Raw genomic sequence first — 14888 nt, 5'->3', positions numbered from 1 at the left:
TAGGTTCTGCCCCCTGCCGTTGGCAGCACCGACCTGGAGGCCGCAATGTCGTGGAGCACTCCCTTGCCCTGGCTACGAGGCCTCGTGGCCGTCCTCTCCGGAGTCCTCCTGCTGGCCGGCCCGGCCCGGGCGCAGACGGCGGCGTCGGACGTGGGCGCCTGGTCCAGCGTCATGTCATGGCCCATCACCGCCACGCACGCGAGCCTGCAGCCGGATGGACGGGTGATGTTCTTCGGCGAGTTCGACGAGGGGGACGACCCGCCCCGGCGATGGGACCCCGCCACCAATGCCGTCACGTCGTTGGCACGCCCGGGGTACAACATCTTCTGCGCGGGCCACTCGTACCTCGCGGATGGTCGGCTGCTCATCACCGGCGGGCACATCGAGAGCCACGTCGGACTGAGGGATGCGAGCCTGTACAACACGGCCACGGGGGCGTGGACGCACCTGCCGGACATGAACGCGGGGCGCTGGTACCCGACGAACACGACGCTCGCGAACGGGGACGTCATGGTGCTCTCCGGCGAGATCAACGGCTCGGGCGACATCAACGAACTGCCGCAGCGCTACCTGGCGGGCAGCAAGACGTGGCGGAACATGACGGGGGCCCGGCTCAAGCTGCCGTACTACCCGCGCATGTTCCTGGCGCCGGACGGGCGGCTCTTCTACGCGGGGCCGCAGCGCGCGTCGCGGTGGATGAACACGTCGGGGACGGGCTCATGGTCCTCGGGGCCCTCCAGCAGCTTCGGCACGCGGAGCTACGGGCCCGCGGTCATCCTCGACGGCCGGGTGTTCCTCATCGGTGGGGGAGACCCGCCCACTGCGACGGTGGAGACCATCGACCTGAATGCGTCCTCGCCGTCCTGGAAGTTCGTGGCATCGATGTCCACGGCGCGGCGCCAGCACAACGCGACGATTCTGCCGGATGGACGGGTGTTGGTGACGGGAGGCAGCCGGGGGAGCGGCTTCGACAACGCGGACTCCCCCGTCCTGTACGCGGAGCTGTATGACCCCGCGACGAACCGGTGGACGCGGCTGGCGAGCAACACGGTGTATCGGGGCTACCACGCGACGGCAGTGCTGCTGCCGGACGGGAGGGTGATGAGCGCGGGGGGACGCAAGCGCCGCACGGCGGAGGTCTACTCTCCGCCCTATCTCTTCAAGGGCGCGCGGCCCGGGGTCAGCGGGGCACCGGACACGGTGGCGCCAGGGACGAGCTTCACGGTGACGACGCCGGACGCGGCGAAGATAACGCGGGTGTCGCTGGTGGCGCTCGCGTCGGTGACACACGCGTTCGACCAGAACCAGCGGCTCGTTACGCTGAGCTTCACGCGAGGCTCGGGGAGCCTGACGGTGACGGCGCCGCGGAACAACAACGTGGCGCCGCCGGGCTACTACCAGTTGTTCCTGGTGAGCGACACGGGCGTGCCGTCGGTGGGGCGGATGGTGCGCATTACCGCCCAGTGATGGCATCGGGAGCTACAGCTTCAGCTCCCACGTCTCCCCGACGAGGCCGTCTCCGAAGCTGTCATGCGGCTCGGAGTGGACGAGGACGAAGCCGGCCTGCTCGTAGAGCTTCCGGGCCGCGTGGAGCATGTCGTTGGTCCACAGGCGCACCTTGCGGTAGCCGGCCTCGCGGGCGAAGCGCACGCACTCGTCCACCAGCCGTGAGCCGATTCCGAGCCCCCTCGCGGACGGCTCCACGAGCAGCAGGCGCAGCTTCGCCACCGTCTTCGACTCCTTCACCAGGAACACCGAGCCGACATTCTCCCCGTCCCGCTCGGCAATCCAGCAGCGCTCCCGCGCCGGCTCGTACTCCTGGATGAACTTCGCGGCGATGCTCGCGACCAGCGCCTCGAAGCGCTCGTCCCAGCCGTACTCCTGGGAGTACAGCAGGCCGTGGCGCTGGATGACCCAGCCCATGTCGCCCGGCCGGTGCTGCCGGAGGAGGTAGGGTGCCTTCTCCCGCGCGGGCGTGTCTCCGAGCAATTCCTCGATGGTCCGCATCGCCTCCAGCAGGCGCTTCTGCCGGGCCGGGGACAGCCGGGACAGCAGCGCGCCGACCTCCTGGCTCGAGCGCGCGTTGAGCTTGGAGAAGGCGTCCTGACCACGCCGGGTCAGCAGCACGAGGCTCTGGCGGCCGTCGGACTCCGAGCGCTCCCGTGTCACGAAGCCCCGGGTGCCGAAGGCGCGCAGCACGCGGCTGAGGTAGCCCGGGTCCAATCCCAGGTCCCGGCTCAGCTCCGCCGCCGTGGGCTGCTCCCGGTTCGCCAGCTCGTACAGCACCCGCACTTCGGTGAGGGAGAAGTCACTCTCCAGGTGCCCCTCGGGCAGGACGCCAATCCTCTGTGTGTAGAAGCGATTGAAGTGCCGCACCGCCGCCACGGTCCGCTCGTGCCTGGCCTCGCCCATGTCCGTGCTCCTCCGAATTCGTTGCCATTGTCAACGAATTGGTTGCCTGAGGCAACTATCTGGGGCCGCGATCCGCGACTGGCGTAGCGCTCGGCCAGCGCCGAGAACACCAGCAGCCCCACCCCGAATCGCTCTGAGCGTTCCCCGGCGCACCTCCCTCATTGCGACCTTGTTCCAGGTGCCAGGCCTCTGAGAGCATGTGCTCAGCACCTGGTTCACCCAGCGGAGGATGCAATGAACAAGCTAGCGCATGGATGGGTCCTTGCAGCCGCAGCGTCTCTAGTCGCATTGGCCGGATGTGGCGGCACGACCGTTCAGGTCGATGATTCCACTTCGGAAACTGAGCAGGCCGTCCAGTACTGTGATTATGACTATCCGTGCAGCAACCCGAATCACATCTGCGTAGGTATCGAAATCGCCGGCAGTGGTGGTTGCTACCCCGCCTGCGACTTCAGTCGTTATCCGACGACGGGATGTGGCATTACCGGCAGTAGTTGCTGCGACGGCGTCTATTGCAGTGGCTCCTGCTACTAACCTCCGTCGGGAGGGTCCGCGACGAGCAGACGCTGCGTGGCCGAAGAGGTCACGCAGCGAGGTGTGCTGGTAACCGCTTGCCGCCCCTTCCCAACTCCGAGTTGGCCGGGCCGGCTTTTTCGGACCAGCTCAGGGAATGCGAGACTCCGAAGCTCGGGCTCGGGGGTGTCCTTGTACTGCTCAGGTGGTGGACCGTATTTCGCGGCTCGCGTAGCGCTCGGCCAGCACCGAGCACACCAGCAACTGGAGCTGATGGTAGAACATCAGCGGCAGGACGATGAGACCCAGGGCCGGGTGCGCGCCGAAGATGAGCCGGGCCATGGGGACCCCGGAGGCCAGCGTCTTCTTGGAGCCACAGAAGACCGCGGCAATCTCGTCCTCCTTCTCGAAGCCGAGCCACCGCGTCACCGTGGTGCTCAGCGTCAGCACGAGCGCGAGGAACAGCGCCGCCCCTCCGAGCGTCACCGCGATGACGCCGCCGCCATGGTTCGTGAACAGCCCTGACTTCACCGAGTCACAGAACGAGGCGTAGACCAGCACCAGGATGAACACCCGGTCGAACATGTTGGTGTAGCGCCGGTAGCGCGCGAACCATCCCCCCAGCACCGGCCGGAGCAGCTGGCCGATGACCAGCGGAAGCAGGAGCAGCCCCGCCAGCTTGAGGATGGCGTCCCCCAGCGAGAGCGACTGTCCCGTCGTCGTGGCCAGCAGGCTGACGAGCAACGGCGTGAGCACGACGCCGAGCAGGCTCGACAGGCTCGCATTGAAGATGGCCGCCGCCACGTTGCCCCGGGCCAGGCCCGTCATCGCGACCGAGGAGGAGATGGTCGACGGCACCGCGCACAGGTACAGGAAGCCCAACATCAGGTCCGGCGGAAGCCAGCGGCCCGCGACGAGGTTGAGCAGCAGCCAGAGCAGGGGAAACACCCCGAAGGTGAACGCCTGCACCACGAGGTGCAGCCGCCACTTCATGGCGCCGGCCTTCAGGTTCGCCAGCGGCAGCCCGAGCCCATACAGGAGGAACACGAGGAAGATGCCGACGTTGGCGACGACGTCCGCGTGCAGCGTCCCCCCGGTGCGGCCGAAGTCGGGGAAGAGGGCGGCCAGCACGACGGCGGCAACCATCCCGACCAGGAACCAATCCCGTACGAGCCGTTTCACGAGGCGCAGAGGCATGTGGGGGCTCAATACCCCGTGCCGCGAGAGACCTCCACCGGCATCCGCTGCGACACGCGGCCCGTGCCGGGAGGTGCACCGCGGGCGTGTTACCGTCCCACGCCGCCATGACCGTGACTCTCCAGGAGCTGGGCCCGGAGCTGCTCGACCAGGTGGGCCCGATGTGCGCCCGCGCCTTCGACGACTACCCCTTCCTCGCGGAGCTGTTCCCGGGCGACGCGGAGACGCGCGCGAAGGTGTCCTCCCGCTTCTACAGCGCCACCGTCATCGACTGCCTGGAGCACGGCACCGTCCACGCCCTCGTGGAGGACGGGCGGCTGGCCGGTGTCGCTGCGTGGCTGCGGCCGGGAGCCTTCCCGCAGTCGCTCCGGCGTCAGGCGCGATTCCTCCCGACGGTGTGGGCGGGCCTCCGGCACTTCCCGGGACGCGCGCGGCTGGCGCTCCAGGCGCTCGCGCGGCTCGAGCGCTACCATCCGCATACGCCTCCGCACTGGTACCTCGCCGCCATCGCCGTCGAGCCCTCCATGCAGGGGCGCGGACTGGGTGTGCGGTTGATGAAGCGCGGACTGGAGCTGGCGGCGGAGCAGGGCGACCCCTGCTTCCTGGAGACGGCGAAGGAGTCCAACCGGGAGTGGTATCGCGGCTTCGGCTTCGACACCCAGCGCATCGAGCCGTGCTTCGACGGCGGGCCGCCCCAGTGGTTCATGTGGCGTCCTCCCGGGTAGACAGCGTGCGGGCGGGGGCAGGGGAGCGGCAGCGGCGCAGGGGCCCGGGTGCGAGTCCGGAGCAGGTGGGCCCGTGACGGTGGATCGGCGCGCAGGTGGACAGCGGGCCTGCCTGCGCGCGCGGAAGCCAGACGGCGCACACGCCTGGAGTGAATAGCCCCACGGAGGGCCCCGTCGGGCGAAACAATGCTCCGTCACGTCCTCGTGGTCGCTATCGCAGTGGTCGCTCCGATGATGGCTTACGGAGGCACGGATGTCGCCACGCACGCCGGGCGTCCCGTGCCTGCTCGGACTGCGTCCGGGCAGGCCGCCTTCGCGAAGCAAAAGAAGCCATCCTCGCACCGCAAGCCGGCCTCGCGCCCGCGCGTCGGTGAGCGCATCGTCGACAAGGCCACCGGCCTCGTCGGTGTCTCCTCCCTGCGCACCGTCAGCGACACCGTGCCCGACGACTGCACGGGGCTGGCTCGCCTGGCGTACACCCACGCCGGCATCGACCTCATGGCGCCTGTCCCCGGCCGCCCGGGCGAGAACGGCGTTACCCACATCTACCGTGCCGCGCGCCGCCGAGGTGCCCTCCACCGCGCGAAGCCGCGCCCGGGGGACCTCGTCTTCTTCCGCGAGACGTATGACCGGGACCGCGATGGGCGCCGGGATGACGGGCTCACCCACGTCGGCGTCGTCGAGCACGTGTCCCCGGGAGGACTCGTCACCTTCATCCACCGCGGCAGCAAGGGCATTGCCCGCGCGCGCATGCACCTGCGCTGGCCCGCCACCCACCGCGCCCGCACGGGCCGCAAGGTGCTCAACGACTACCTCCGCCGCGCCTCTGACGGACACCGTGCCTACGTCACCGGGGAACTCTTCGCCGGCTTCGCCTCTCCGGAGGCACTCACCCCGTCGCCTCGGCGATGAGGCCCCGCCGTGCGGTCACCACCGCTTCGGCATGCAACGGTGCACAGCGCCAGAAGGGCGTCTGCGTCCATCGCAGGAGCACGAGAGCAGGTGCCACCAGGCTATAGACAGATTACACCGTAAGACCTGCCATTTCCCTAATACACGAAATTCGGCGTAGGCTCAGGGTGCATCGTCGCGCCAAGTGTCATCGAGCGGTGAGCCTGGCGGAGCCGCACACCCGAAGGAAGTCCCTCAACACGGAGATCGCCATGAACCTGAAGTGGATGTTCCTTGCGTCCGTCTTCGCGGTAGGCAGTGCGACATCTCTTCCAGCGGAGGCCGCTGAACCTTCTCCGTGCGAATCATCGATCCCCGCGGAGCTGCAGGCGTCGATCAAGGGTGCGTTGCAGAGAATCAGCACGTCGTCCTCGGCGAATGCCACGCTGACCAATGCCGTCAAGATCCACAATCCCGACGTGATCCGCTCGCTGCTGGTAGCAAACGGCGTGGACGCGAGCGCGCTGAACACGATCGCCATAGACGCGGGTGGCGCGGGCGCGGGTCCGAGAAAGGCCGAAGCCAATACGATCTACTTCGCACTCGGCACAAGCACGGGACAGCCGACGGCTCAAGGCCTCGTCTACATGGGCCGCCCGTACGGATGGGTAGACTGGAACACGTTCGATCCCTGGGCGTATTTCTAAAGCATGTCACTTCGGGGGGCGCGCTACGGTCTGGAGCGCGCCCCCCGCGTACCGAGTGGCCCTAGAGCGTCTTGAGGTACTCGATCAACGCCACACGCTCCGGGTCGGTGAGCACGGAGTTGAACGCGTGCCCGCCATTGTCCTGCCCGAAGGCGTGGGAGTTGAAGATCTTCCGGTCCTCGAGCTGCTGGCGCGTGCGTGTTGGCGGATAGAGGATGTTCCAGGTGAGGAAGATGTTGCTGAAGAGCACGTTCATCATCTCCTGTGCCAGGGGCGTGCGGAACTCGTCACCCGGGTCGCAGTTGATGTACGGCGACACCGCGGGGTTCAACGGCGAGCGCCACTGGCAGGCGATGGTGTCGTACTTCCAGCCGAGCTTCGCGGGGTCATACGCGCGCTGCAGGTTCGTGTCGAAGCCCATGATGACGAGCGGCTGATCCCAGCGCGGAGGCGTGGAGACACGACGCCAGATGGGCTTGCGGTCCGCGGGCTTGAGCACCTCCCAGATGTTGGGGACCGAGCCGTTGTGGAGGTAGGGCGCGGTGGCCCAGACGCCGTACAGCGGCGGCGCGAGGTAGCCGAGCTCCCGGTTGCCGCGAATGTGCGGCTGGTTCTGCGGGCCGCAGTCCTGGGCGGTGCCGGCCGTCTGCGGATAGCCGAAGAAGTTCTTGGCGCCCGCGGTCTGCACCGCGTGGTTGTTGGTGTTCACCCGGACCGGGTCGGTGCCGATGATGTTCAGGGGAACGATGTAGCTCGCCATGCCCGCCAGCGCCGGGGTCGCGAGGAACGAGGAGTCATTGACGTAGCGCGGTGAGTACGCGCCATGGCAGCTCGCGCAGGAGCCGTTGCCCTGGGGCCGTGGCACGGTGTTGTTGCGCCCCGGAGCCCACATGTCGAGCGTGTGGAACAGCACGGCTCCCTGTTCGGCCAGCGTCGTGTTGATGGCAAGCGGGTAGGGCGGAGACTTGAGCGACTCGACCCAGGTGTTGAGCGGCGGGCCGTTGGCGCGCATCCAGTCCTGTCCCGCTTCGCTCACCGGCCCGCCGACTCCACCGAACAGGCCGAAGAACGGCGTGTAGAACACCATGTCCACGCGCGGCGCATCCATGGGGAACACGCCGTCGACGAACTTCACCGGCCGGTGTCCCATGTTCCACCACGCGGGCGTATCCATCCCGGCGGTCGACCCCGAGTTGATGAGCCCGATGACCTCGCCGGGCGTCAGCAGCGTCTCGTCCGGGAACAGGAAGGCGAGGTTGATGTCGCTGGCGTTGTTGGTGCCCCGGGTGCGGTTGAGGTTCGCGAAGGTGGCCAGTGACGCTGGATACCCCAGGGGCAGCAGGTCGCTCAGGAACAGGTCCAGGTCCGCCAGGCTGCTACCACCGCCCGTCAACACCCCGAGCCCCGAACCATCCGCCGGGGTCCCCACCGCGCCGCTGTGGCAGGCGTGGCACGTGACGCCGATGCGTCCACTCCAGCTCCCATCCGGGTTGCGCAGCTGCGTGAGCATCTGCGGGAGCTGACCACTTCCTCCGTTGCTCCAGTTCGGGTTCTGCCCGGGCAGCGGATAGGGATTGCGCTCGGAGTTCAGCGCCGACCCGTAGCGCTGGGCCACCAGGCTGTCGAAGTTGTCGGGACGGAATGGGAAGCCCCAGATTCGCCACAGCTCGTTGTACTGCGGCGCGGTGAAGGTGGCGATGCCCAGCCCCGACTCGGGCCGCGTGGGGTCCGTGCCGGTGAACAGCGCGCCCGCGCCAGGGTGGCCGTTCGTCAGCAACCCCGCGCCGTGGTTGAAGCGCTGACGCAGCTCTCCACAGGTCTTCGCCGGGCCGACCTCCTGCACCGCCACCGGGTCGGCATGACAGTTCTTCCAGAAGGCATTGAAGTGCACCGCGCGGCCGTTGCTGATGCCGGGCTGCACCAGGGTCCGCGGGTCCACGGGCAGCAAGGCGCTGTCTGGCTTGCCGTAGCAGAAGTCCCATTGGACCGAGCCGCCCCGGCTGCTGCCGAGCAGATCCCCCGCGCTCGAGACGCCGGGAAACACCAGGGCTCCCGCGACGAGCAACGCTCGAACCCACGGCACGGTGGCCCTGTCTGACGCCAACCACTTCTTCACTCCACTCATGGCTTCCTCCTCTTTCGCTGCGTGTGTCCACACCCCCGCCGCGGGTGCGCGACAGGAAGCAGGTGAAGTCCGCATGAGGGACAGGCCGCCAAGGCTGCTGACTCAACAGCCAGGCCTCGTGGCGAGGCGGTAGTCCCGGAGGTGAGTCAACGCCGAGCGTCTCGCTGAACGCGGATTCCACACCTTTCAAGTTTGGCGGGAATGATGGACCCTTATTGGCGCCGCGTCAACAAGGCCCCGTCCAATTCCAGACGCCTTGTTCATGTCGCGCTGCGACAAAAACGAAACCATGAGTTCAGGATGGCGCGCGCCCCGCTCGGCTCCGGGCGCTGCATGAGCGCGGCTGCCGCGACGTCGCCGTGCTGCGCTACGTGGAGAGCGACTCGAAGCTCCGGCTGGGCGCGGCGGATGAGGCTCGGCTCACGCACGCGCTCGCTGGCAGTCCCCTGCGCGCGAGGCTGTCGGTCTGCTTCGGCGATGCGCTGGTGGAGGAGCCCCGGCTCTCTGGCGGCGACTGTGGTGCGGGGCTCGACTCCAGAAGCAGGGGAGCAAGCCGCTCCCACTGCTCGTCGGTCAACTCGCGTTCGCGGACACTCTCTAGTCGCAGACCGTGGCGTTCACCGGCTTGCCACACAGCTGGCCGGTCGCTGGCGCGTAGACGCCCGCGGTGCAGTGCCGCGTCGACGCCGTCCCGCACCCGAGCGAGAACCAGAGCGCGCACTGCCCCGTCTGGTAGCCGTTCGCGTCCACCACACACCGGTAGTACCAGCCCGGCGGATCCGTCACCGCCTGCTGCTGCGTCTCCACCACCGGCGCCTGCGCCGCCTCGTCCTCTGCCACCACTCCGCCACAGCCCACCAGCCACGCCGCCATCGCCGCCGCGCCCACCAGCCTCGATATCTTCTCCATCGCGTTCCCTCACGTCGGTGCTACGGGTTGAGCCTTCCACGCTAGCAACTCCACCCGACGTACTCCGCGACCGGCGGTGTTCGAGCGCATCCCCCAGCGACTGCGCCAGGTGCTCTCGGAGCCGGGCCGTGAGTCAGACGTGGACGATGGGGCAGGGGTTCGCCTGGTTTTTGACCAGACTGTGCATGGAGTCGGCGGGGCGGAACGGTGAGACGCCCAGGCTGGCCTCGATGAGGCACGTGGTCACCCTGGTGTCGGCAAGGGGCGGAGCTTCGATGTCCCCTCGGGGCTCGCCATGCGGGCCCATCACAGTCGAGCGGGCAGGTCTCGTGCGATTCGCCTTCGTCGCAGACACCATCGTTCCCGCAGACCCCGATGGCATGAAGCCGTGGTGATTTGATTACTGTTGCTGCAAGGGTTGCGGTAGGGGCGCTGTCCCTGCTGGCGTGGTATCACCAGGCTCGATGCGAAGTGCCCATCGCCATGCTTCCATGCCCTGCCTGCTCGTCCTGGTCCTGCTGTGGGGCTGTGCCACGGCTCCGCGGCCCGGCTCCGCCCGGCCGGGGGCTCTCTCCAACGACGTCTTCCCCAGCGGACTGCGGCTGGTGGTGCGGGAGGACTCGCGGGCGAAGCTGATGACGATGTACGTGTCCTATCGCGCCGGCGCCACGGACGAGCCCGAGGGCAAGGAGGGCGTGGCGGAGGTGGCCGCGCGCCTGTCGTTGCGGGCCCGCCACGGCGGCGCGGGCACGCCGACGCTGGAGGAGCGGCTGGTGGCCGCGGACGTGACGCCGCGGAGCACGATTACCTACGACGACACGGAGCTGTGGAGCTCCCTGTCACCGGAACGCTTCGCCCGGGCGGCGGCGCTGGAGGCCCAGCGCATGGCCGACCCGCTGGCGCACGTCACGGAGGAGGACTTCCGCCAGGTGCGCGCCCAGCAGCTCGACGAGCTGTGGGTGAGCCAGGAGGCCATGGACAAGGGGCCTTCGCGCAGGTGGCTGCATGAAAAACTGCTGGCGGGCCATGCCTATGGCCGCCCAGCGCAGGGGACGCCCGAGTCGTTGGACCGGCTCACGCTGGAAGACGTCCGTGCCTTCGTGAAGGCGAACTACACCCCGGCCCATGCGGTGCTGGTGGTGTCCGGTCCCCTCCCGCTGGAGGAGGCGAAGTCGGAGGTGGCCAGGAGCCTCGCCGGCCTCATGGGCGTGGGCACCGGCGCCCCCACTTCCCCCGTCCAGCGCGCTCCGCCTCCCGCCCCCGCGGACCTTCCCGAGCGTGCGCCCCCGGTGGTGATGCACGGGGCCGTGAGCGCGGCGCAGCTCCACTTCCTGCTGACGGTGCCGGGCCGCTACTCGGGGAGATACGCCGAGTCATTGGTGGCGCGGGAGGTCCTGAAGCGGTGGCTGGACCTGAGCCTCGGGCTGGACTCGCTCTCCTTTCGCAGGACCGCTACGGTTACCTTCCAGGAGCTGGATGGGCTGACGCTGCTCCACTGTTCCGTGGTCCTGCGGTCGGGGATGCCGGAGCGCCTGGCGCCGCACCACGTCTCCAGCCTGCTGAGCTCGCTCGAGGTCTTCGCCAACGGCATCACCGAGAGCCTGAGGGAGCCCGCCAACGGGCCCCGCCGGCCCTACCAGCGCAAGTACAACGCGCCCATGCCGTTCCGGAGCTACACCGAGGGCTGGGTGCGGGCGACGCTGAACCAGGAGCTCGAGCTGCAGGCGCGCACGGTCTCCGCCATGGACATCGCGCGGGTGGTGCGCGCCACCGGCAGGGTGGACGTCGGTGGCGTCCGCGAGGAGCAGGTGGCCAGGGCCCTCGCCGAGGGTGTCCTGCCCGCCTATCTGGAGCAGTACGTGCGCGCCGAGCGGATGCGGACGCTGGTCATCCTCCCCGAGCCCGGGGCCGCGGCGAGCCCCTTCATGAAGCCCTGAGGCCCGATCCATTCTTCTCCACCGGCTGCTTCGGCACCCGCGGGGGAGGGGCTGTGCGCCGAACCGGTGGAGAGGCCGAGCAGCCGTCTGGCGCAGACGGCTGCCCAGGCATCTTCCCCGGGGGCACTCAGAACTGCGCGTCCGGGATGGTGATGACCACCTCCTCCGGAAAGGGCTCCGACACCGTCTTTCCGGAGTAGGAGCGCCCCTTCCACTCGGCGGTCGGCGTGATGTGATACTGGGTGCCGTGCAGCTCGTCGGTGTGCCATCGGCCCTGAGCGTCCGTGACGCCCTGCATGCCCAGCTCCATGCGGAGCTTCGCTCCGGGGACGGGCTTGCTTCCCTCGGTGACCACGCGCACGCGGAGCACCGCGGGGTCGCTGCGCTTGAGCAGGATCCACTCCACCTCCCGGGACTCCGGTTTGTCGAGCGCCACCAGCTGGCTGAGGATGTCTCCGTTGGGCGCGAGCGCCGTGAGGCGGTACGTCTGGGGGTGGAGGTGGTCGATCACGAACCGACCGCGCGCGTCGGTCACCACCGAGGAGCGCTCCTCCGAATAGGGTCCCCGCCAGGACACCTGCACTCCGGCGGCGGGCTTCTTGCCGGGGGAGAGCACCCGGCCTCGCAGCGTGGCCGCGCGCTCGAGCGAGACGTCGATGCCGGTGTGATGCGCCTGCTCGCGCAGTTTGAAGCCGCCCGTCCAGGTCTTCTTCCCCGGAGCCTGGACCGAGAGCCACCACCCGATGCGCGGCACCTTCGTGAGTACGAAGGTACCGTCCGGCCGCACCGGATAGCGCTTCGTGCCGAGCGCCTTGGCGTCATCCCACTCGATATCACTGGGAGTCAGCTCCACCACCGCGTCGGGCACGGGCTTCCCCTCGAAGCGCACCGTCCCCTCGAGCCGGCCGTCCATCAGGATGGGCGGCGGCTTCGGCACCGTGGGCGGCTCGAGTGGGAGGATGCGCGTGAACCACGGAGGCACGGACGCAGCGCTCCGGCTGGCGGCCGCTCCCCGGAGCGTCACCAGGAGCACCTTGTACCCCGAGTCCGTCACCGCGAGCCTCCTGCCATCCGGGCTGAACACGATGATCAACTCGGACGTGCCGCCGTCGAGGGGAATGGGGGGCGAGGCCCGCTGGCCCGTGCTCGCATCGAGCAGCAGGAGCCCCTCCTGGGCACCCGCCGCGGCCAGCAGCGTCCCATCCGGACTGAAGCGGACCTGCTTCACCTGCTCGGAAATCCTCACCGGAGCGGACTGGCTTCCGGAGGTGTCCCACAACAGCGCGCCATCCGATTCGGTAGACGTCGTGGCCAGCAACGGCCGCGTGGGGTGGAAGGAGATGGACCGCACCTCCTTCGCGTCCCCACCGGGGAGCGCGGTGACCTTGCCGGTCTCCGCGTCGATGAGCCGCACCCTTCCGTCCTTCAGCCCCGCGGCATACCGCGAGCCGTCCGCGGAGACCGTGAGCGCCGTCACCGGGGCTTCGAGCTCCACACGTGGACCCACGGGCTTGCCCGTCTCCACGTCGAGCTCCTGCAGCACCGGGGAGAGGTACGCGTCCGCGGAGCAGATCGCCAGGAGCACGCGGCGCCCGGAGGGAGGGGACGCGAGCGGCAGGCACCGCCGCTCCTTCACCGCTGGCCCTGGAGAGGGCGGGTTCGGGAGGCCCGGGCGCCAGAGCATCAGCCCGCCTGAGTCGTTGAAGAAGCCGAAGGGCTCCTTCGCGCGAGCATCCCAGCTCAGCGAGAGGTCGTGGGCGTGGCGGATGAGCGTGCTCATCCCGTGCGGGGCCTTCCACTGGACTTCGCGGCTGGAGAGATTGACCGGCGCCCCCACGGGCTTGCCCGTGCGGGTATCGATGAGCTGGAGCTGCCCCCGGGCGTTGGCGAGCAGCAGCGGCGAGTCCGGGAGGAGGAGCAGGTCGGACGTCTCGGCGCCAGGGCGCGACGAGGACAGCTCCACCCACTGTGAGCGCTCGACGAGGGTGGCGGCCTCGCCCAGCCGGGTCAGGGCCTCGCAGCCGCTGGCCGTGCCTCGGAAGCAGCTCTGCTGGTAGGCCCGCACGGCCTCCTCGCGTCGCTTCAGGGCCTCAGCGCTCGCGCCCGTCTTGACGCACGATTCCATGCGGCCCAGCCCGCACGCCTTGCGGTGGTGCTTGAAGGCCCGCTCGCCGCTCTGCTCCACGCCGAGCCCCTCCTGGTAGGCCAGGGCGAGTGCCTCACACCCCTCCGCGTCCTCCTGCTCGCACGCGCGCAGGGAGTAGCCGGACGCGGCCTTCAGGTCCCTGGGGAGCCAGGGCTTTCCCTCGCGCAGCGCCTTTCCCAGCGAGACGCAGGCCCCTGGCAGCTTGCGCTCGCAGGCCTCGATCAGCCGCTGACGTGCCTTCTCCGACTGGGGCGCCGCCCCCGGGTAGCCAAGGGCCTCGAGGTTCGCGAGCCGCTCGCACGACGGGAAGGAGCCGAGCTCGCAGCCGCGCGCGTAGCGCCTCGCCGCGCGCTCAGGGGCCTTCCTCGTGCCCTCGCCCATCTCATGGGCCTCGCCCGCCCACTCGCAGTCCTGTCCGCTCCCATCCCTACAGCCCTTCTCCTGGCCCTTCAGCATCACGTAGTCGCTGCCGAAGTCCTCGTCGCAAAAGCCCCCGTAGCCCTCGCAGGCGATGGAGCTGGGGCTATCCGCCTCACACCCCTTCTTGAAGGCCTCGCAAGCGGCGCGCGGGTCCGGCGAGATCATGGTCATCGAGCCCAGCGACGCGCACCCCTCTCCGTCACCTCCCGCGCACCCCCGCTCGAACAGCTTGAGCGCCCGGGTGAGGTCCGCCTCCGATACCTCCTCACCTACCTCCTCACCGTCATCGCCTCTCTTGATCAGTGAACTGCCCAGCTTCGAGCAGCCCTTCGCCACTCCGCGCTCACAGGCCCGCTCGTAGAAGGCGCGTGCACGTGTCACGTCGCGGGCTTCTCCCTCGGCCTGCCAGTGGAGCTCACCGAGCAGGAGACAGCCCATGGGCTGGTCGCCGGAGCAGTCCTTCTCGAGCATGGGCCGCGCCGCGGAGAGCTCCTGCTCGCCTCCCATTCCGGCGTACCGCAAACTCATCAGGTGCTCACAGGCCGCGAAGTGCTGCTTCTGGCAGGACTGACCGAGCAGCTGGAACCCCCGGGCCTTATCCTCGGCCTCCCCATCACCATGCACGAAGTGCAGCCCGAGGAAGAAGCAGTCGGTGGCATCCCCGCGCTCGCACCCGGCCTGCTCTTCGGCAGGGGAGGTGGGGTGAAACTCGTCGAGCTCCCAACAGGCATCCAGGTTCGTGCGGCACTGCTCGCGCAAGGGCCTGGCAGGCGCGGATGCCTGGGGGGCCTGGGAGGTCTGGGGGGCCTGGGGAGACCGGGTTGCCGAGGCGCATGCGCACAGCGCGAGCAGCGCGCAGGTCCAGGGACGCAATGGGTACAGGTTCATGGAGGAGGCGGACTCTAC

Annotated in this window: 10 protein-coding genes; 5 read left to right on the top strand and 5 right to left on the bottom strand. The window is 69.0% G+C overall.

The window, feature by feature from the left end:
* The first annotated feature begins 63 nt into the window (after window positions 1-63).
* Complete coding sequence (locus OV427_RS46545; protein ID WP_267862697.1) at window positions 64-1467, top strand: galactose oxidase-like domain-containing protein; 1404 nt, start codon at window positions 64-66, stop codon at window positions 1465-1467.
* Window positions 1468-1479: 12 nt separating this feature from the next.
* Here OV427_RS46545 and OV427_RS46540 read toward each other — a convergent pair whose 3' ends face one another.
* Both OV427_RS46540 and OV427_RS46535 read right to left on the bottom strand, forming a co-directional pair.
* The gene (locus OV427_RS46540; protein WP_267862696.1) at window positions 1480-2412 is read right to left on the bottom strand and encodes a bifunctional helix-turn-helix transcriptional regulator/GNAT family N-acetyltransferase; all 933 of its coding nucleotides are present in this window, start codon (window positions 2410-2412) and stop codon (window positions 1480-1482) included.
* A 714-nt stretch (window positions 2413-3126) separates the two neighbouring features.
* On the bottom strand, window positions 3127-4122 hold the full coding sequence (locus tag OV427_RS46535) for a bile acid:sodium symporter family protein (RefSeq protein WP_267862695.1): 996 nt from the start codon (window positions 4120-4122) through the stop codon (window positions 3127-3129).
* Window positions 4123-4229: 107 nt separating this feature from the next.
* Between OV427_RS46535 and OV427_RS46530 the strand changes: the two genes are divergently transcribed.
* The 3 genes from OV427_RS46530 to OV427_RS46520 all read left to right on the top strand — a co-directional run bounded on the left by OV427_RS46530 (window position 4230) and on the right by OV427_RS46520 (window position 6445).
* Window positions 4230-4847, top strand: coding sequence for a GNAT family N-acetyltransferase (locus OV427_RS46530; RefSeq protein ID WP_267862694.1), 618 nt, complete (start codon window positions 4230-4232; stop codon window positions 4845-4847).
* A gap of 231 nt (window positions 4848-5078) precedes the next feature.
* Complete coding sequence (locus OV427_RS46525) at window positions 5079-5759, top strand: CHAP domain-containing protein (RefSeq protein ID WP_267862693.1); 681 nt, start codon at window positions 5079-5081, stop codon at window positions 5757-5759.
* A gap of 251 nt (window positions 5760-6010) precedes the next feature.
* Window positions 6011-6445, top strand: coding sequence for a hypothetical protein (locus OV427_RS46520; protein WP_267862692.1), 435 nt, complete (start codon window positions 6011-6013; stop codon window positions 6443-6445).
* Between the two features lie 61 nt (window positions 6446-6506).
* Here the strand turns inward: OV427_RS46520 and OV427_RS46515 are convergent, their stop codons facing one another.
* Both OV427_RS46515 and OV427_RS46510 read right to left on the bottom strand, forming a co-directional pair.
* Entirely contained in the window at window positions 6507-8570 is a 2064-nt protein-coding gene (locus OV427_RS46515) for a hypothetical protein (RefSeq protein ID WP_267862691.1), read from the bottom strand.
* 597 nt (window positions 8571-9167) lie between these two features.
* The gene (locus OV427_RS46510; protein WP_267862690.1) at window positions 9168-9479 is read right to left on the bottom strand and encodes a hypothetical protein; all 312 of its coding nucleotides are present in this window, start codon (window positions 9477-9479) and stop codon (window positions 9168-9170) included.
* 491 nt (window positions 9480-9970) lie between these two features.
* On the opposite strand from OV427_RS46510, the gene OV427_RS46505 reads away from it, so the two are divergent.
* Window positions 9971-11416 (top strand): M16 family metallopeptidase, encoded by a 1446-nt coding sequence (locus tag OV427_RS46505; protein ID WP_267862689.1) that lies wholly within the window; start codon window positions 9971-9973, stop codon window positions 11414-11416.
* 127 nt (window positions 11417-11543) lie between these two features.
* Here the strand turns inward: OV427_RS46505 and OV427_RS46500 are convergent, their stop codons facing one another.
* Window positions 11544-14870: a carboxypeptidase regulatory-like domain-containing protein gene (locus OV427_RS46500; protein ID WP_267862688.1), complete on the bottom strand. Its 3327-nt coding sequence runs from the start codon at window positions 14868-14870 to the stop codon at window positions 11544-11546.
* Between the last annotated feature and the right edge of the window lie 18 nt (window positions 14871-14888).

This window comes from Pyxidicoccus sp. MSG2 (assembly GCF_026626705.1).
GTDB lineage: Bacteria > Myxococcota > Myxococcia > Myxococcales > Myxococcaceae > Myxococcus.
Note: the sequence above shows the minus strand (reverse complement) of the source record. Positions and strands in the feature narration are given on the sequence as shown.